This is a genomic window from Streptomyces sp. NPDC023573 (assembly GCF_055559735.1).
This window is the reverse complement of the sequence record NZ_JBVHKB010000008.1, coordinates 196,172-213,484: the sequence shown is the minus strand read 5'-3', so window position 1 is coordinate 213,484 and position 17,313 is coordinate 196,172. Positions and strand designations below refer to the sequence as shown.

15 protein-coding genes and 2 tRNA genes are annotated in these 17,313 nt (G+C 70.9%); 13 read left to right on the top strand and 4 right to left on the bottom strand.

The features are described 5' to 3' along the window. Positions 1 to 55 precede the first annotated feature (55 nt). Positions 56 to 469, bottom strand: coding sequence for an SsgA family sporulation/cell division regulator (locus ACZ32T_RS25525; protein ID WP_003959770.1), 414 nt, complete (start codon positions 467 to 469; stop codon positions 56 to 58). A gap of 190 nt (positions 470 to 659) precedes the next feature. Here ACZ32T_RS25525 and ACZ32T_RS25520 point away from each other — a divergent pair, with 190 nt between their 5' ends. The 7 genes from ACZ32T_RS25520 (at position 660) to ACZ32T_RS25490 (ending at position 7,994) form a co-directional block, all read left to right on the top strand. After that, positions 660 to 1,115 (top strand): TIGR02611 family protein, encoded by a 456-nt coding sequence (locus ACZ32T_RS25520; protein WP_467264772.1) that lies wholly within the window; start codon positions 660 to 662, stop codon positions 1,113 to 1,115. 54 nt (positions 1,116 to 1,169) lie between these two features. Then, positions 1,170 to 1,241 (top strand) — tRNA-Val (locus ACZ32T_RS25515). Positions 1,242 to 1,450: 209 nt separating this feature from the next. Then, on the top strand, positions 1,451 to 2,734 hold the full coding sequence (locus tag ACZ32T_RS25510; protein WP_467264774.1) for an ABC transporter substrate-binding protein: 1,284 nt from the start codon (positions 1,451 to 1,453) through the stop codon (positions 2,732 to 2,734). A 10-nt stretch (positions 2,735 to 2,744) separates the two neighbouring features. After that, positions 2,745 to 3,737 carry a carbohydrate ABC transporter permease gene (locus tag ACZ32T_RS25505; RefSeq protein WP_467264776.1) on the top strand — a complete coding sequence of 331 codons (993 nt, stop codon included), beginning with the start codon at positions 2,745 to 2,747 and terminating at the stop codon, positions 3,735 to 3,737. Beyond that, complete coding sequence (locus tag ACZ32T_RS25500; RefSeq protein WP_467369206.1) at positions 3,734 to 4,594, top strand: carbohydrate ABC transporter permease; 861 nt, start codon at positions 3,734 to 3,736, stop codon at positions 4,592 to 4,594. Before ACZ32T_RS25505 ends, ACZ32T_RS25500 begins: the two co-directional genes overlap by 4 nt. 46 nt (positions 4,595 to 4,640) lie before the next feature. Continuing rightward, complete coding sequence (locus ACZ32T_RS25495) at positions 4,641 to 5,189, top strand: hypothetical protein (RefSeq protein WP_467265066.1); 549 nt, start codon at positions 4,641 to 4,643, stop codon at positions 5,187 to 5,189. 57 nt (positions 5,190 to 5,246) lie between these two features. Next, entirely contained in the window at positions 5,247 to 7,994 is a 2,748-nt protein-coding gene (locus ACZ32T_RS25490) for an exo-rhamnogalacturonan lyase family protein (protein WP_467264780.1), read from the top strand. Here ACZ32T_RS25490 and ACZ32T_RS25485 read toward each other — a convergent pair. Next, positions 7,991 to 10,399, bottom strand: coding sequence for an SCO7613 C-terminal domain-containing membrane protein (locus ACZ32T_RS25485; protein WP_467369203.1), 2,409 nt, complete (start codon positions 10,397 to 10,399; stop codon positions 7,991 to 7,993). The two genes, ACZ32T_RS25490 and ACZ32T_RS25485, sit on opposite strands and share 4 nt — an antisense overlap. Positions 10,400 to 10,501: 102 nt before the next feature. On the opposite strand from ACZ32T_RS25485, the gene ACZ32T_RS25480 reads away from it, so the two are divergent. Beyond that, a complete protein-coding gene (locus tag ACZ32T_RS25480) occupies positions 10,502 to 10,948 on the top strand; it encodes an SRPBCC family protein (RefSeq protein WP_467264784.1) in 447 nt (148 codons plus the stop codon). 39 nt (positions 10,949 to 10,987) lie between these two features. Beyond that, positions 10,988 to 11,059 (top strand) — tRNA-Val (locus ACZ32T_RS25475). 61 nt (positions 11,060 to 11,120) lie between these two features. On the opposite strand, the gene ACZ32T_RS25470 is transcribed toward ACZ32T_RS25475, so the two are convergent. Then, on the bottom strand, positions 11,121 to 11,846 hold the full coding sequence (locus tag ACZ32T_RS25470) for an exonuclease domain-containing protein (protein WP_467264786.1): 726 nt from the start codon (positions 11,844 to 11,846) through the stop codon (positions 11,121 to 11,123). A 194-nt stretch (positions 11,847 to 12,040) separates the two neighbouring features. Between ACZ32T_RS25470 and ACZ32T_RS25465 the strand changes: the two genes are divergently transcribed. The 3 genes from ACZ32T_RS25465 to thrS all read left to right on the top strand — a co-directional run bounded on the left by ACZ32T_RS25465 (position 12,041) and on the right by thrS (position 15,961). After that, positions 12,041 to 12,640, top strand: coding sequence for a DUF4365 domain-containing protein (locus tag ACZ32T_RS25465; protein WP_467264788.1), 600 nt, complete (start codon positions 12,041 to 12,043; stop codon positions 12,638 to 12,640). Then, complete coding sequence (locus tag ACZ32T_RS25460) at positions 12,640 to 13,881, top strand: hypothetical protein (RefSeq protein WP_467369201.1); 1,242 nt, start codon at positions 12,640 to 12,642, stop codon at positions 13,879 to 13,881. Before ACZ32T_RS25465 ends, ACZ32T_RS25460 begins: the two co-directional genes overlap by 1 nt. A gap of 103 nt (positions 13,882 to 13,984) precedes the next feature. After that, positions 13,985 to 15,961 carry a threonine--tRNA ligase gene (gene thrS, locus ACZ32T_RS25455; RefSeq protein ID WP_467264792.1) on the top strand — a complete coding sequence of 659 codons (1,977 nt, stop codon included), beginning with the start codon at positions 13,985 to 13,987 and terminating at the stop codon, positions 15,959 to 15,961. Positions 15,962 to 15,985: 24 nt separating this feature from the next. Here thrS and ACZ32T_RS25450 read toward each other — a convergent pair whose 3' ends face one another. Continuing rightward, complete coding sequence (locus tag ACZ32T_RS25450) at positions 15,986 to 16,663, bottom strand: potassium channel family protein (protein WP_467264794.1); 678 nt, start codon at positions 16,661 to 16,663, stop codon at positions 15,986 to 15,988. A 66-nt stretch (positions 16,664 to 16,729) separates the two neighbouring features. Here ACZ32T_RS25450 and ACZ32T_RS25445 point away from each other — a divergent pair, with 66 nt between their 5' ends. Then, positions 16,730 to 17,302: an HIT family protein gene (locus ACZ32T_RS25445; RefSeq protein ID WP_467264796.1), complete on the top strand. Its 573-nt coding sequence runs from the start codon at positions 16,730 to 16,732 to the stop codon at positions 17,300 to 17,302. Positions 17,303 to 17,313 lie beyond the last annotated feature (11 nt).

The window sequence follows — 17,313 nt, the reverse complement described above, 5'->3', positions numbered from 1 at the left end:
TCCGCGCGACGCCGTCTCCCCGAGTCGGACGGCGTCCCGCAGCTCTCGGCCTGGCTCAGCTCTCGGCCAGGATGTGCGAGAGCTCCGTATCGAGGTCGAAGTGACGATGCTCGGTGCCGGGCGGGACCGCGGCGTCGGTCCTCTTCAGGAACGACTCCAGGGCCCGTGCCGGGGCCTCCAGCAGGGCTTCTCCCTCCGGGGAGCTCAGTGCGATGCAGACGACGCCTTGGCCGTGACTACGTGATGGCCAGACGCGGACGTCTCCGGTGCCGGTGGGCCGGTGCAGCCCCTCGGCAAGGAGGTCACGGGCGAAAACCCATTCGACCGTCTCCTCCGCTCCGGTGTGGAAGGTGGCGTGCACGGCATAGGGATCGGCCGTGTCATACCGCAGGCCCGCGGGTACAGGCAGTGAGGACTCGCTCGACACAACGAGGCGCAGGTGCAGCTCGCAGCTGACCGTGGTGTTCATAAGCGCCAGGGCCTTTCGCTCAGTGTGCGCTCGGGGATTCGCACGTCGGCGAAATCGACATGCCACCTACGGTGCCGTTGTAAACCCCTCTGACCTATTTGTGATGCTTCAGGTCGCTCGTGCGGCGGTGTGTAACTTTGGGTCATGCGTCCATTCCGGTGACGATCGAGGTTCCGGTAGGTTGGGCTCCATGAACGCGGAGAGTGACGAGCGGAGAGAGGTCGCCGCGATGGTGGCCGACGGTTCCGCTGCGGGGGACGAACAGACGGCGGAGCGCGAGCTGGGATCGCGGGCGCCCGGGTTCATCAGGAAGTCCAGGCTGCTCCACCTGAGCTGGCAGGTCGGGATCTTCGTGGTCGGCCTCGCGGTGGTCGGCGCGGGTGTCGCGATGCTGGTGCTGCCGGGCCCGGGGTGGCTGGTGATCTTCGGCGGCATGGCGATCTGGGCCACCGAATTCGTCTGGGCGCAGATCGTCCTGCGCTGGACCCGGCGCAAGGTCACAGAGGCCGCGCAGCGCGCCCTCGACCCCAAGGTCCGGCGGCGCAACATCATTCTCACCACGGTGGGGCTCGTGATCATCGCCGTGCTGGTCGGGATCTACGTCTGGAAGTTCGGCATAGTGATGCCGTGGAAGATCGACCAGTGACCCGGCGGTGGTCCCGAGGCGCCGCTGACATGGGGTAATGTTTGCGGTGCGCCGGGGCGATTAGCTCAGTGGGAGAGCGCTTCGTTCACACCGAAGAGGTCACTGGTTCGAACCCAGTATCGCCCACCCCGGACCGATGGCCCGGAAGCTTCTGAGAAGCTTCCGGGCCATCGGCGTTTCCTGGCGTGCCCGTCGCCGCCGGCCCTGCCCGTTGTTCGGCCCGCCGTCCGGTCGCCGAAATTTCGTCCTAACCGTTGACGCGCTTCCTGCCGCTCCCTACTTTGACCCAGCAAGCGCTTTCTAAAACGATTCAATGCGAACGGTGGGGGCGAGCTATGTCTCGGAACAACGGCATGGACCGGCGGCAGCTGCTGAAGCTGGCCGGCCTCTCTGCGGCCGGTCTCGGCCTGACCGCGGCCGGCTGCGGCTCGGGCAGCGGTTCCGGTGGTCCGGTCACCATCCGGCACTCCTGGTGGGGCGCGGACGACCGTGCCAAGAAGGTCCAGCAGTGCGTCACCCTCTTCGAGAAGAAGCACCCGAAGATCAAGGTGAAGACGGACTTCCAGCAGTACCCGGACTTCTGGAAGAAGTTCAACACCCAGGCGGCCGGCGGCAACCCCCCCGACGTCATCCAGAACGCCGTGACCTTCCTGCGCAAGTACGAGGCGAAGAACGTCCTCCTCGACCTCAACCCCCAGGCGGAGAAGGGCAACCTCGACCTCGGCGGCTTCCGCTCCGGGCTGGAGAAGTTCGCCGAGATCGACGGCAAGCTTCTCGGCGTGCCGGTCGGCAGCAACTCGATGGCCCTGGTCATCGACGAGAAGGTGTACGAGAAGGCCGGCATCACGCCCGAGATCGGCTGGACGTGGGACGACTGGCTGGCCGGTCTGAAGAAGATCAAGAACGGCCAGAAGATCGCCGGTGACGCCGGACCCCACGGCGTGATGTACCTGTACGACCTGATCCTCCGCCAGAACGGCAAGGCCTTCTTCACCGAGGACGGCATGGGCTTCGGCGAGGACGAACTGCTGCCGTACTGGACCGAGGCCCTCGAGCGGGTCAAGTCGGGTCTCTACGCCGACCCCAACAAGGTCGAGCAGCTCAAGCCCGCGTCGGCCACCGCCAAGGGCCTGTCCGCCGGCGAGTTCACCTGGGACAACTTCTCGGTCCGCTACAGCGCGGAGGGCAAGAGCAGCTACGGCCTCGCGCCCATCCCCAGCACCGACGGCAAGAAGACCGGACAGTACCTGGGCTCGCTGATGCTGAGCGGCACGGCGCGGACCAAGCACCCCGCCGAGGTGGCCACCTTCATCAGCTTCATGACCCACGACCCGGAGGTCGCCCGGATCATGGGATACGACCGCGGAGTGCCCGCCACCACCGCGCAGTTCGAGGCCTACGAGCCCGCCGACGCCCCGAGCAAGGCCATCGGCGCGTACGAGACGGCGATCGCCGACGCGGGGGTCCTGGAGCCGATCACCCCGCACCCGGCAGGCGCCGACGTCATCGAGGCGGCCTTCCTGCGCATCGGCGCCGACCTGTCCCTGGGCAAGACCTCGCCGGAGGACTCCGTCAAGCAGTTCTTCTCCGAGGCGAAGACCGCCCTCGGCTCGAACTGAGAGGACCGAGGTGACTCACATCCACACCTCCCCGGGCGTACTCACGGCCGGGGGCGACCGCTCCGTCACCAAGCGGAACGGTCCCGGAGGAAACGCGCCGCCCCCCGCGCGGAAGCGGCGGGACCGCGGCGAGAACCTGGCCGGCTACCTGTTCATGTCGCCCTGGATCGCGGGCTTCCTGTTCCTGATCGCCGGGCCGATGGTGTTCTCGCTGTACCTGTCGTTCACCGAGTACAACCTGTTCGAAGCCCCGCGCTGGATCGGCCTCCAGAACTTCACCGACATGTTCGCTGACCCCCGCTGGCGCCAGTCGGTCGAGGTCACCTCCTGGTACGTGCTGATCGGCACCCCGGTCAAGCTGGCCGCGGCACTGGCCGTCGCCATGCTGCTCGCGCAGAAGCGGTGGGGGCAGTCCTTCTACCGCGCGGCCTTCTACGCCCCGTCCCTCATCGGGGCGAGCGTCTCGGCGGCCATCGTCTGGCGCGCGCTGTTCTCGGACGACGCGATCGTCGACCGTACGCAGAAGGTGTTCGGCTTCGAGGTCGGCGGCTGGATCGGCGACCCCGCGATGATCATCTACGCGCTGATCGCCCTCACCGTCTGGCAGTTCGGCGCGCCGATGGTCATCTTCCTGGCCGGCCTCAAGCAGGTGCCGCGCGAACTGTACGAAGCGGCCGAGGTGGACGGAGCCGGCCCCTGGCGCAGGTTCTTCCACATCACGCTGCCGATGATCTCGCCGGTCCTGTTCTTCAACGTCCTGCTGGAGACCATCCACTCGTTCCAGATCTTCGGCTCGGCCTACATCGTCAGCAACGGCAGCTGCGGACCGGCCGACGCGACGCTCGTCTACACCTGTTACCTGTACGAACAAGGCTTCGTGAACAGCCGCATGGGCTTCGCCTCGGCCATGGGATGGCTGCTGCTGCTCGCGGTCGGACTGGTCACCGCCGTGCTGTTCTGGTCCCAGAAGCGCTGGGTGCACTACGAGGAGGGCGGCCGATGAGTCTCCTGACAGCAGCCGTACGCCGCCGGGGACCCGGCGCACTCGCCTGGCACCTCGGTGCGCTCGTCATCCTCGCCGTGGTCCTCTACCCGGTGGTCTGGACGATCGGCGCCTCGTTCAAACCCAGCGCCGACATCATCGGCGGCCTGGACCTGTTCCCGGCGGCCCCGATCGGTGACAACTACGCCCGGCTCACCGAGGGCATCGCCGACATCCCTATCTCGACGTTCTTCCTGAACTCGGCCTACATAGCCGTCGGTTCCGTGATCGGCGTCGTGCTGTCCTGCTCGCTGACCGCCTACGCCTTCGCCAAGGTGCGGTTCGCCGGCCGCAACATCATGTTCGCCGTCATGATCGGCACGCTCCTGCTGCCGTACCACGTACTGATCATTCCGCAGTACGTCCTGTTCCAGAAGCTGGAGCTGATCAACACCTTCACCCCGCTGCTGATCGGCAAGTACCTGGCCACCGACGCCTTCTTCGTCTTCCTGATGGTGCAGTTCATGCGAGGCCTGCCCAAGGAGCTCGACGAGGCGGCACGGCTGGACGGCTGCGGGCACCTGAGGACCTACTGGTCCATCGTCATGCCGCTCTGCCGGCCGGCGCTCGTCACCAGTGCGATCTTCACGTTCATCAACGCCTGGAACGACTTCATGGGCCCCCTCCTGTACCTCAACGAGCCGGACAACTACACCGTCTCCCTGGGGCTGAAGATGTTCATCGACCAGGACGCCGTCGCGGACTACGGCGGCATGGTCGCCATGTCACTCGTGGCGCTGCTCCCCGTGCTGGCCTTCTTCGTGGCCTTCCAGCGGTATCTGATCGACGGCATGGCCACCTCGGGCCTGAAGGGCTGACACCGTGGCGACGAAGACCCGCACCCCGGCCGGGCGCTCGCGCGTCATGAACCGCTTCGCCCTGTTCTCCGAATGTCTGCTCGTCGGCGTGTGGATCGCCGTCGCCGCCCTGCCGCTGTTCACGTTCCCCGCGGCCTTCGCCGCGGGGACCCGGCACCTGCGCCGCTATCTCGACGGTGTCCACGGCGGCCTGCGCGAGTTCGCCGACGACGCCAGGGCGGCCGCCCGCGGCGGATGGCTCGTCGGCGTGGCCGTGTGGGCCGCCGGGGGCCTGCTCCTGCTCGACCTGGCGGCCGTCCGCGCCGGGCTGCCCGGCGGGCCCTTCGTGGGCGCGGTCGGCATCCTCGCCCTGATCGGTCTCCTGGTCGCCGTCGTACGCGCCGCGTCCTGCTGGGAGCCCGGCGCCCTCTGGCGCACCCTCCTGGCCGAGGCCGGCCGGGACACCGTCCGGGACCCGGCCGGTTCACTGCTGCTCGTCTGCGGGATGGCCGTCGTCGTGCTGTCCGGCGCCCTGGTGCTGCCGCTGGCCGTCCCCGTCGTCGGGGCCGTCGCCGCCGCGGCCACAGCGGTGCGGGCGCGGCGGCTCCCTCACTGACCCGTACCCGTTCGTCCGTTCCCTGTCCCGATCATCCGCACGGAGAGAGGCACACCCATGTCCAGGATGCCCCGCAGAACGCTCCTGAAGGCCGCGGCAGCGGCCGGCGCGGCCGCACAGTTCAGCTGGTCCGCCGGCGCGGCTCCCGCGTCGGCGGCGGCCCCGGGCGCGGAGCACACCGGCGAACCCGTCACCCTGACCTGGCTGGAGGCCGGCGGGCTCGGCGCGGCGCCCGGCTCCACGGTCGGCGTGCCCTGGCCCAAGGGGCAGTACCGCAAGGACCAGACCTTCACGCTGGCCACCGAGGACGGCAAGGACGTCCCCGTGCAGTCGTGGACGACCGCCACCTGGCCCGACGGTTCCGCGAAATGGACCGCTCACGCCGTGGGCCCGGCAGCCGCCGGCGCCAAGAAGTTCGTCCTCGGCCCGGGCACGCCGGCGGCCCCCGCCCAGAAGGTCGCCGTCAGGAGCACCGGCTCGACCGTCACCGTCTCCACCGGCGTCATCACCGCGAGGATCGGGAAGTCCGGCTCCTCGCTCATCACCTCCCTCACCCGGGGCTCCACCGAGATCGCCAAGGACGGACGGCTCGTCCTGATCAGGCAGGGCGAGATCGAGGACGGCGACCAGGGACGCGAGGCGTACGAACGGTTCGAGAGCGCCGTCACCACCACCGAGGTCGAACAGAGCGGTCCGGTACGCGCCGTCGTCCGGATCGAGGGCAAGCACCGCAGAGGAAAGCGCTCCTGGCTGCCCTTCTCGGTGCGGCTCTACTTCTACGCCGGCGCCGAATCGTTCCGCATGGTGCACACCATCACCTTCGACGGCACCCAGGAACCCGGGAAGGCGAGCGGCGACTTCGTCCGCGGCCTCGGCGTCCGCTTCACCGTCCCGATGCGGGACGAGACCTACGACCGGCACATCCGCATCGGCGGCGAGGACACAGGCATGCTCCGGGAAGCCGTCAAAGGCATCACCGGTCTGCGCCGCGACCCCGGCGCGGCCGTCCAGGCAGCCCAGTTCGAGGGCACGAAGCTCCCCGACCCCGCCACCTGGGACCAGCGCGTCACCAGCCGCCTCCACCTCATCCCCACCTGGGGCGACTACACCCTCAGCCAGCTGTCCGCCGACGGCTTCTCCCTCCGCAAGCGCACCAAGAAGGGCCACGGCTGGATCGCGGCGGGCGGCGGCCGGAGGGCCTCCGGCTTCGGATACGTCGGCGGGGCGAGCGGCGGACTCGCCTTCGGCCTGCGCGACTTCTGGGAGAAGTTCCCCGCCCAGCTGGACATCCGCGACGCCCACACCGACGCGGCCGAAGTCACCCTGTGGCTCTGGTCGCCCGAGGCCGAACCGATGGACCTGCGCTTCTACCACGACGGCCTCGGCCAGGACACGTACGCCGAACAGCTCGAAGGACTCAACATCACCTACGAGGACTACGAGCCCGGCTTCGGCACCCCGTACGGCATCGCCCGCACGAGCGAACTCCTCTTCTGGGCCCACGACTCCACCCCCGGCGCCACCGCCCTGGCCCAGCAGACCGAGGCCGTCCGCACCCTCCCGCAGCTGGTCGCGCCACCGTCCCAGCTGATCGGCGCGAAGGTCTTCGGCGGACTGTTCTCCCCGGTCGACCGCTCGACCCCGGCCAAGGCGAAGATCGAGGACCACCTGGACTTCCTCTTCACGTACTACAAGGACCAGGTCGACATGCGGCGCTGGTACGGCTTCTGGGACTACGGCGACGTCATGCACTCCTACGACCCCGCCCGCCACCAGTGGCGCTACGACGTCGGCGGCTACGCCTGGGACAACAGCGAGCTGTCACCCGACCTCTGGCTCTGGTACGCCTACCTGCGTTCCGGCCGCGCCGACATCTTCCGCTTCGCCGAGGCCATGACCCGCCACACCGGCGAGGTCGACGTCTACCACCTCGGCGAGTGGGCCGGCCTCGGGACCCGGCACGGCATCCAGCACTACGCCGACAGCGCCAAGCAGCAGCGCATCGCCAACACCACCTACCGGCGCTTCTACTACTTCCTCACCGCCGACGAACGCGTCGGCGACCTGATGCGCGCCAACGTCGACTCCGACGAGACCTTCCTCGCCCTCGACCCGCTCCGCAAGATCCGTACCGAGCCCTACACGCCGGACCGGCACGCCCTGTCCATCGGCTTCGGCACCGACTGGAGCGGGCTGGTCTCCGCCTGGCTCACCGAATGGGAGCGCGGGGGCCCGCAGGCGGCCAAGGCCAAGGCCCGCGTCCTCGGAACCATGGAGACCATCGCCGCCCAGCCCAACGGCTTCGTCCAGGGCAGCGGCCTGTACGACCTGGACACCGGGAGGTTCGCCGTCGGCACCGAACCGGTCGTCAGCGTCTCGCACCTCTCGGCGGTCTTCGGTCTGAACGAGCTGTGCGCCGAGCTCATCGACCTCGTAGGCGTCGAAGTGCCGGAGTTCGAGGAGGCGTACCTCGACTACTGCCGGTACTTCAACGCGACGAAGGCCGAACAGAAGGCGCGCTACGGCTCCGACTTCGGCAGCCTCATCCTCTTCCAGGGCCACTCACGGCTGGACGCCTACGCCGCGGTCCGCACGGGCGACGAGAAGCTCGCCGCCCGTGCCTGGGAGAAGTTCTACAACAGCGACGGATACAAGGAATCGGCCCCCTGGAAGACCGAGGAGGTGACCGGCCCCGTCACCACGGTCCCCGGTACCGAGGCCAACTGGGTCTACACCAACGACACCGCGCTCTACGGACTCGCCGCCATCGAGAACCTCGCCCTGGTCGGGGACAAGATGCCCTAACGCATCCGGCCCAGGCTCTCCCGCACCCGGCGCGCGTCGCGCAGCCGCTGCTCGTAGGTCGCACCGACCGCGAGCAGCAGCAGCCCGGCGAGCGCCGGGGGCACCCAGCGCGGGAGGGCGTCGAGCACCTGCACCACATGCGGGGCCAGCTCGTGCAGACCGACCAGGGCCAGCACCGAACCGCCCAGCACCAGCGGCGCCTGGAGCCGGAGACGGGCGCCCACCAGCGTGACCACCAGGGCGGCCGCCCCCAGCAGCAGGGGCCGCGGCCAGCCGGCATCGGTCCACGCCAGCACGAGGCTCGGCACCATCGTCATCGAGAGGGCCGGGCCGTACGCCACCCAGGACGACACAGCCGGGTCCGTGCGGGCCCGCACATACCCCACGGTGAACGCGGCCACAGACACGGGCAGCGTGTACGCCTCCGGCGCCGTCACCCCCGAAGCCCCCAGGCGCACCCACATCGCCGCCACGAACAACGCCGCCGCCAGATACCCCGCGGCCGGCCGGCGCTCGGCCCTCACCGCGCTCCCCGCCGCCAGCACCCCGCACAACGCCAGCACCAGGGCGAGGAACGGCGCGTCCGTCACCGCGAGCCCCACGGCCACCAGCGCGCCGAACGCCCCCGCGGCCTCCAGCGACCACGCCACGGCCGTGACCCGCAGCCGGGCACCGAGCAGCACCGTCACCGCCGGGACGACCAGCACCACCGGTGCCGACTGCGGCGCGCTCCACCCCAGCGACGCCCCCGCCGCCGTAGCCACCACGACCGCGCACAGCACCGACCCGACGGCGAGCACCGACCGCACCACCATCGTCCGGGACCGGGCGGCCGCACCCCCGAACAGCACCAGCAGACCCCCGAACACCGCGTACGTGGCCGGCTCGGCGGCCAGAGCCAGCAGCCCCACGCCCACCGCACCCACGAGCGCACACGCCAGAGCGGCCGGCCGGACACCACCGGGCCCCCGCCGCACGGCGAGCGCCAGCAGCCCGCCCACCAGCAACAGCTCGACACCCACCGCCACCGCGTACGGCACATCCGCCACCGCCAGCAGGGCAGGCACCGCACCCCAGCCCAGAGCGACCGCGCCGGCCGCCGCCGCCACGGGCCACCCCTTCTCAGGCACCGAGCGCGGCCACCTGACGTGGAGCGCGGCCGACAGACCCGCCACCACCGCGAGCACCACCGGGGCCGCGGCCGACACCGACGGCACCGACTGCCCCAGCGCACCCCGGAACCCCTCCGGCGCTCCGGACCACACATCCGCCAGGACGGACACCGGCCCCAGCACCACGGCGGTCACCACGGGCAGCGCCCACACCAGCGCACCCGCAGTAATCGCGGCCGACGCCCCCAGCACACCCCGGCCCACCGGCTGCGGGACCCGCAGCCGCAGGACCGGCGACAACGCGACACCGCAGAGCAGATACACCACGACCGACCAGTCCCACGGCAGCCCCGCACGCAGCACACCGCCCACCGCGGCCACCGCGGCCAGGCCCGCCACCGCACCCGCGGCGACGGCCCACTCCTTCGGCGCGCGCCAGGCCCCCGCCAGGGCCACCCCCGCGCCCGCCAGCAGCAGCGCCCCGGGGCCCGCGGCCGCGAGCGGCCCGCCGGCCGACACGGACAGCCCGAGACCGGTCAGCAGCGCGACCGGCCCGGTGACCGCCGCCCCGACCGCCGCCGTGACCCGCACCGCCGGCCTCCGGCCCCACGTCACCACCGCGACATCCGCCGCCGCCGTCACCAGGAGCGCCCAGCCGAAGCCGGTCGCGGACGCCCCCGCCGCCCAGGCGGCGAGCACCAGCGGCAGCTGCCCCGCCACCACGGCCGCGGGCAACGGCACCCGCAGCCGGCCGAGCAGCAGCCCGTACAGGGTCCACACCGCCGCCAGCACCGCCGACGCGACCGCCGAGAACACGAGCCCATCGGCCCCCGGAGCCGCCACCGCGTGCAGGGCCACCGCGTCCAGCACCGTCAGCACCAGCGCCAGAGCGGCCACCGCCTCGCCGGTGGAGGGCAGCTTGCGCGCCAGCAGCGGGGCAGGCGCCACCAGCGCGCCCGCAGTCACCGCCGCCAGCACCGCCGAACGGCCCGCGATGCCCATCTCGCCCCAGCTGAACAAGGTGAAGGCGATCGCCGCGACCGTCAGCAGCAGCCCACCGAGGACCAGCAGCACATTCTGCGTTCCGTGCGCGGGCCCCGACGGGGCGTGCGGAACGGCAGGGGCCCGCAGCGGGGCGGCAGGCCCGGGAAACGGCGACGGGGCGGCCGGCGCGCGCAGGACGGTCACCAGCCAGGCACGGCGGTTCAGCAACTGCAGCCGGCGGGCGTCGAGCCGGGCCAGTTCGTGATCGAGGAGCGCCAATTCCTCGGCGGGCGGCGGCACATGTCTCATGTACGGGAGTGTGGCGGCCGCCACATCCTCGTGCATGCGTTCCCCTACTCAGTTCCGCCGCTGAGTAGCGCCGCGCCCAGGCCGTTCGCGCAGACTGGACCCATGGACTGGAATCACTACCGCTTCACGAGCGTCTGGGACCTGCCGGCGCCGCCCGACACCGTCTACGCCGCCCTGGAGCGCGTCGAGGACTACCCCCGGTGGTGGCCCCAGGTCCGGGGGATCAGCCGCATCGACGACTCCACCGCCAGGGCCCGCTTCCGCTCGTCCCTCCCGTACGACCTCGTCCTGACGCTGCGGCAGCGCCACAACGACCCCGTGGCGCGGACCCTCGAAGCGGCGATGAGCGGCGACCTCGATGGCTGGGCACGCTGGACCGTCGCTCCGCACCGGGGCGGCAGCCGCATCGTGTACGAGCAGGAGGCCGAGGTACGCAGGGCGCTGCTGCGCCGGCTCGCCGTCCCCTGCCGCCCCTTCTTCCGCGCCAACCACACCCTGATGATGCGCGCCGGACACCGCGGCCTGAGGGCTTGGCTCCAAGCGGTTTGAACGGAGACCGCCGAGCCCTGTATGGTTCAACCCGTTCCCGGGCGATTAGCTCAGTGGGAGAGCGCTTCGTTCACACCGAAGAGGTCACTGGTTCGAACCCAGTATCGCCCACCCGGGAAAAGCCGGTCCGTCAGTGTCATCGACGGACCGGCTTTCGCGTGCCCGGCGCCGGTCAGGCCGCCGCGGGGAGCTCCGGACGCAGCGGCCAGGCCGGATCCACGGCCTCCGGCGCGCCGTTCTTCTCGAACCACGCCTGCAGCCCGCGGGCCTGAGCCGCGTGCCACACCGCCTGCAGCGAGTGCACCTCGGCCGGTGACAGCCGCTCCAGCCGGGCGGAGAACCGCCGCCCCACCGCCCGCACCAGTTCGAGCGAAGCCGCCGCGTCGGCCGCCGCGTCGTGCGCGCCGTCCAGCGTGACCCCGTACAGCTCGCACAGGTCCGTCAGGGTGCGACGGCCCTTGCGGTAGCGGTCCAGGTGCTTGTCCAGTACCCGTGGGTCCAGCACGCACAGCGGCTTGTTCCCCAGGTAGCCGGCCAGCGACGACGCCCGGTGGCGCCTCAGCTCCCGGTCCAGCAGCGTCAGGTCGAACGGTGCGTTCATCACGACCAGCGGCCGTCCCGTCGCGCACTGCTCCGCCAGTGCCCGGGCTATCTCCTCGACGACCGGCGCGGGCCAACGGCCGTTGCGCTGGAGATGGTCGTCGGTCAGGCCGTGGATCTCGGTGGCGCCGGGCGGCACCGGGATCCCCGGATTGACCAGCCAGCGGGTGACGCGGAGCCGCCCGCCCGCCGCGTCCTGGACGACGAGGGCGGCCGACACGATCCGGTCCTCCTCGACATCCACGCCTGTCGTCTCGGTGTCAAAAGCCGCCAGCGGCCCCTCGAACCAATGCATCATCCCCGAACTCCTCGCGCCTGCACGGCAGATGACGGGATTCCTCTGCCCGGTTCGGTGATACCCGCGCCCTATGCCTGATACGCCGTTTACGGCCGGCCTCCTGCGGTGACAACACAAGGGACGGGCAAGGAAGTCGGCCGGCCCGTCAGCGGAGACCGGGCGACCGGTCGGCACAGCCCGGAAGGCACGGAGCCATGGCGCTCGCGCAGCCGAACCCAGGGAGTCCCGCCCGCACCGAGGACCACGGGGGAAAGCCGCCGCAGCAGCGGAACGCACCACCACTGCGCGGCACACTCGCCACCACCGCCTGCATGGAGACCCTCCAGGTGGGCTACCTCCACGCGGTCGCGGCCGCGGCGGGCTGTTCGCTGTCACAGCCCTTTCCCGACAACGGCATCGACTGGCACGTCAGCCACGGCGCCCCCGACCACACCGTCGACGACGAAGTGACCATCAAGGTGCAGCTCAAATGCACCTACCAGATCCCCCCGCACCCGCCCGGCGCCGCGTTCTCCTTCACCCTCGACAACGCCCACCTGGTGAAGCTCGCGCGCAGCCCGGTGTCGGTGCACAAGATCCTGGTCGTGATGCTCGTGCCCCGCAGCCAGGACGACTGGCTGCGGGCCGGACACGACGGGCTCGACCTGCGGTACTGCTGTTACTGGACGAACCTGGCCGGCCACCCGGTGACGGGCCGGCACCGGACCACCGTGCGGATCCCGACCTCGCGGATCTTCGACGACCGCGCACTCTGCGACATCATGGCCCGAGTCGGGGCGGGAGGGAGACCCTGATGCACAGGCCGACGGAGGAACCCATCGGAGGGACGGTCCCGGCGGGCAGCCGCGCGCATCCGTACGCCGACGACCCGGGCCCCGGAGGGACCCCCGACCCCGCACGCGTCGACCCCACCGTCCTCGGGGCACTGCTGCGCCGGCACGGCTGGCACCGGCGCGGGGGCGCGGGCGGACGCTACAGCCGCTGGGTCGCGCCCGGCCCCGCCACCGGGGGCACCAGCCTGCTCGTGCCGGACAGCTCCGCCTTCCCCGACGGCGAGGAGCTGCTCGCCGAGGCCCTTACCGCGCTCACCCGCAGCGCCGCTCCCTCGGCCCGCGACATCCTGGTCGCCCTCACCGTGCCCAGTGACGAGATCCGCTGGTGGCGCGACGTCCCCGAAGGCGCCTCGGGGGCCGCCGACTGGACCGGCACCGACCAGCTGCGCACGGCGGCCCGGCAGATCCTCCTCGCCGGGTCCCTCGCCGTGCGCGGCCGGGCCGGATACCACGGCGCCCGGCACCGGGGGAAAGCCCGGAGGGCCCTGGACGGCACTCTGGTCGGACCCGCCGCCGACGGCCGCCGCCTCACCGCGTTCGTCCCCGTGACCTCGGGACGGGCCGTCGCCGTACAGCTCTACGCGGCGCTCCACGCGGCGCGGGAGGCCGTCGACTACCAGCGGGCCACCGGCGGGATGGAAGCCTTCGACACCGCGGTCGCCGCCGGCGTCAGCCGGGAACTGACCGAGGCGGTCGTCGCCCTCGTCCGAGGAGCCGAGAGCGCCAGGATCACGCTGGCCTGGGCTCCGGCCGCCGGAACACCCGAGGGGTGCCCCGCGAGCCCCGAACCCGTCGAGTTCTCCCCGGGCGACCTGCCCGCCCTCCGCATGGCCGGTGCGCGTTACCTCCAGGACGAGCCCGCCGTTCCCGTACGGATCACCGGAGCCGTCGTGCGGCTGCGCCGCTCCGGGCCGCGCGGGCCCGGCGTGGTGCGGCTGCAGGTGCTGGCGGGGGCCGAGGTCGCGCACGTACGGATCCAGCTCGACGAGGAGTCCTACCGGATCGCGGGCCACGCGCACCTGGTCGGCCTGCCCCTGCGGGTGGAGGGCCGACTGGAGAACCGAGGCGGCTTCCGCCGGCTGAGCGGCGCCTCCCAGGTCACACCGGTGCAGGTGGACGAGGCCGAGCGGGACAGGCTGATGAAGTCGCTCCACGAGAACGTCGACTTCTTCGAAGAGGCGTGCACAGGGGACGAGGAGTAGGCAGCCCCGGTATCCCTTTCGCGTCGAGGCCCTTCGGCTCGGTACGATTCCTTCTGCGCGCGCAAAGAGGAAAGCGACGCACCCCCTCAGTCAGGAGAGACCGGTGTCAGACGTCCGTGTGATCATCCAACGCGATTCCGAGCGGGAAGAGCACGTGGTGACGACGGGCACGACGGCCGCCGAGCTCTTCCCCGGACAGCGCACCGTCGTAGCGGCCCGGGTCGACGGCGAGCTGCGCGACCTCGCGTACGAGCTCAAGGACGGCGAGGTCGTCGAGCCCGTCGAGATCTCGTCCGAGGACGGCCTCAACATCCTGCGGCACTCCACCGCGCACGTGATGGCGCAGGCCGTGCAGGAGCTCCACCCCGAGGCCAAGCTGGGCATCGGACCGCCGGTCAAGGACGGCTTCTACTACGACTTCGACGTCGAGAAGCCGTTCACGCCCGAGGACCTCAAGGCCATCGAGAAGAAGATGCAGGAGATCCAGAAGCGGGGCCAGCGGTTCTCCCGCCGGGTCGTGACGGACGAGGCGGCGCGTGAGGAGCTCGCCGACGAGCCGTACAAGCTGGAGCTCATCGGCATCAAGGGCTCCGCGTCCTCCGACGACGGCGCGGACGTCGAGGTGGGCGGCGGCGAGCTGACCATCTACGACAACCTCGACGCGAAGACCGGCGAGCTGTGCTGGAAGGACCTCTGCCGGGGCCCGCACCTGCCCACCACCCGGTTCATCCCCGCGTTCAAGCTGATGCGGAACGCGGCGGCGTACTGGCGGGGCAGCGAGAAGAACCCGATGCTCCAGCGCATCTACGGCACCGCGTGGCCCACCAAGGACGAGCTCAAGGCGCACCTCACGTTCCTGGAAGAGGCCGCCAAGCGCGACCACCGCAAGCTCGGCAACGAGCTGGACCTCTTCTCCTTCCCCGACGAGATCGGTCCCGGCCTCGCGGTCTTCCACCCCAAGGGCGGCGTCATCCGCCGGGCCATGGAGGACTACTCGCGGCGCCGTCACGAGGAGGAGGGCTACGAGTTCGTCTACTCGCCCCACGCCACCAAGGGCAAGCTCTTCGAGAAGTCCGGCCACCTCGACTGGTACGCCGACGGCATGTACCCGCCCATGCAGCTCGACGACGGGGTGGACTACTACCTCAAGCCGATGAACTGCCCCATGCACAACCTGATCTTCGACGCGCGGGGCCGTTCCTACCGTGAACTGCCGCTGCGCCTCTTCGAGTTCGGCACGGTGTACCGGTACGAGAAGTCGGGTGTCGTCCACGGCCTGACCCGCTCGCGCGGCTTCACGCAGGACGACGCGCACATCTACTGCACCCGCGAGCAGATGGCCGAGGAGCTGGACCGGACGCTCACCTTCGTCCTGAACCTGCTCCGCGACTACGGTCTGACCGACTTCTACCTGGAGCTGTCCACCAAGGACCCGGAGAAGTTCGTCGGCTCGGACGAGGCATGGGAAGAGGCCACCGAGACGCTGCGTCAGGTCGCCGAGAAGCAGGGCCTCCCGCTGGTCCCGGACCCGGGCGGCGCCGCGTTCTACGGCCCGAAGATCTCGGTGCAGTGCAAGGACGCCATCGGCCGTACCTGGCAGATGTCGACCGTGCAGCTCGACTTCAACCTCCCGGAGCGCTTCGACCTGGAGTACACCGGCCCGGACGGCACCAAGCAGCGCCCGGTCATGATCCACCGCGCGCTGTTCGGCTCCATCGAGCGCTTCTTCGCGGTGCTCCTGGAGCACTACGCGGGCGCGTTCCCGGTCTGGCTGGCCCCGGTCCAGGCGGTCGGCATCCCGATCGGCGACACCCACATCCCGTACCTCCAGGAGTTCGCCGCCGAGGCGCGCAAGAAGGGGCTGCGGGTCGAGGTCGACGCCTCCTCGGACCGGATGCAGAAGAAGATCCGCAACCACCAGAAGGCCAAGGTCCCGTTCATGATCATCGTCGGGGACGACGACATGAACGCGGGCACGGTCTCCTTCCGCTACCGCGACGGTTCGCAGGAGAACGGCATCGCCCGTGACGAGGCGATCGCCAAGCTCGCCGACGTGGTGGAGCGTCGCGTACAGGTGTGATCCACGCCCGAGGCCCCCGGAGAGCTACGCGCTCCCCGGGGGCCTCTTCTCGTCCTCCCGCTGGAACACCTCCACCAGCCACGACGAGAACGACCCCGTCACCGCCCCCAGCAGCGCCAGCCCGCAGCCCATCATGAACGCCGCGATCACCCGGCCGACCGGGGTCACCGGCACCGCGTCGCCGTAGCCCACCGTGGTGAGCGTCGCGCACGCCCACCACATCGCGTCGCCGAACGTGCGGATGGTGGACCCGGGCGCCCCCTGCTCCTGGTGGTACACCGCGAGCGCCGCGGAGAAGCCCAGGAGCGCGGCGGTGAGGCCCGCGTACGTCATCACCCGGGCGTACAGGCTCAGCCCGGGGCCGTTCCTGCGCTGCTGGACCGCCGTGTAGACCTTGACCATGCGCAGCGGGCGCAGCAGGGGCAGGAGCAGGACCGCCGTGTCCAGCCAGTGCCGGTGCACGAAGCGGAGGCCCAGGCCGCTGAGCCTGAGCCGTACGCCGTAGTCCACGACGAAGAGCAGCCAGGTGGCGGCGACGAGGGCGAGGGCGATGTCACGCCAGGGCTGGACGCCGGCGGGGGCGAGGACGCGGACCGCGTAACCGGTGAGGAAGACCAGCGCCGCGGCGAAGAGCGGCACCTCGGTGCGCTGCTCCCATTCCTGCAGCCGGGCGGGGTCGGGGGCCATGGGGCGGTCGCTCATGGCGTCAGCATCGCGGTGCCCCGGCGGGGCCGCCCCCGGCGACACGCGCGCCGGGAGTGACGCAATATGCTGACCGGCATGACGAGTGAGCCGGAACAGCAGATCGGAGTGGGGACGCCCGACGCGTTCCAGCGCCTGTGGACGCCCCACCGGATGGCCTACATCCAAGGTGAGAGCAAGCCCAGCGGCCCGGGAGCCGGGGACGGCTGTCCGTTCTGCGAGATCCCCTCGAAGTCCGACGAGGACGGGCTCGTCATCGCGAGGGGCGAGCGGGTCTACGCCGTGCTCAATCTCTATCCGTACAACGGCGGGCACCTGATGGTGGTGCCGTACCGGCACGTGGCCGACTACACCGAGCTCGACGGTCCGGAGACCGCGGAGCTGGCCGACTTCACGAAGCGGGCCATGGTCGCGCTGCGGGCCGCCTCCGGGGCGCACGGCTTCAACATCGGGATGAACCAGGGCGCCGAGGCCGGCGCGGGTATCGCCGCGCACCTCCACCAGCACGTGGTGCCCCGCTGGGGCGGGGACACCAACTTCATGCCGGTCGTCGGTCACACGAAGGTGCTCCCGCAGCTCCTGGGGGACACCCGGACGATGCTGGCCGGTGTCTGGCCGGCCGCACAGCCGTCCGCCTGAGCCGCGGAGCC